Genomic DNA, 713 nt, shown 5'->3' on the forward strand with positions numbered 1-713 from the left:
AATAAATATCCTCCGGCATAGCCGGAGGTTTTTCATATGCGCCTATAAGGCTCTGTTACCAGCCGCGCCCTAACAGGCGCATCACGATCTGACATTTGCTTCTATGGATTACTTACGGCCCGTAAACGGGCTTCCTGGATACGGGATCGAGAGTTGCTCACCCATTTTATCCTCTTCCAGTTGGTGCTTTATGTACTCTTGTATCCTGGCCGTATTTTTTCCAACCGTATCAACGTAGTACCCTCGGCACCAAAACTCTCTGTTACGATATTTGTACTTCAAATCGCCAAACTGCTCATAAAGCATCAGACTGCTCTTTCCCTTCAAGTACCCCATAAAGCCCGAAACACTCATCTTCGGCGGGATTTCCAGAAGCATATGGATGTGATTTGCACAGCATTCTGCTTCCAGAATATTCACGCTTTTCCATTCGCACAGCTTTCTTAAGATGCTGCCAATCGCTTTACGCTTTTCCCCGTAGAACACCTGTCTGCGGTACTTCGGGGCAAAAACTATGTGATATTTACAGTTCCATCTTGTGTGCGCTAAGCTCTTTTCGTCCCTCATTGGGACCCCCTTTTGATTTCTTGTTGAACCTTTGCAGTTGCCAGACCGCAAACTGTTTTAACAAATCAAAAGGGGTTTTTATAACTGGCCCAAAGCTGAAAGCTTTACTGAACCCCCAGCCTAGCTGGGGGTTTTCTGTGCACAAA

At 46.1% G+C, this 713-nt stretch carries 2 protein-coding genes; both read right to left on the reverse strand.

Going from position 1 to position 713, the window contains the following annotated elements; translation table 11 throughout:
* Nucleotides 1-108 precede the first annotated feature (108 nt).
* Nucleotides 109-567 carry an IS200/IS605 family transposase gene (tnpA, locus tag AC6BYQ_RS28485; protein ID WP_498057928.1) on the reverse strand — a complete coding sequence of 153 codons (459 nt, stop codon included), beginning with the start codon at nt 565-567 and terminating at the stop codon, nt 109-111.
* Nucleotides 524-713, reverse strand: a 190-nt coding sequence (locus AC6BYQ_RS28490) for a hypothetical protein (protein WP_498057929.1), incomplete at its 5' end; no start/stop codon positions are given. The genes AC6BYQ_RS28490 and tnpA, both read right to left, overlap by 44 nt.

It is taken from the genome of Serratia sp. LTN-2 (assembly GCF_059740205.1).

Coding starts and splice junctions, on each gene's coding strand:
- tnpA (WP_498057928.1), bottom strand. CDS start 567: ATGAGGGACGAAAAGAGCTTAGCGCACACAAGATGGAACTGTAAATAT.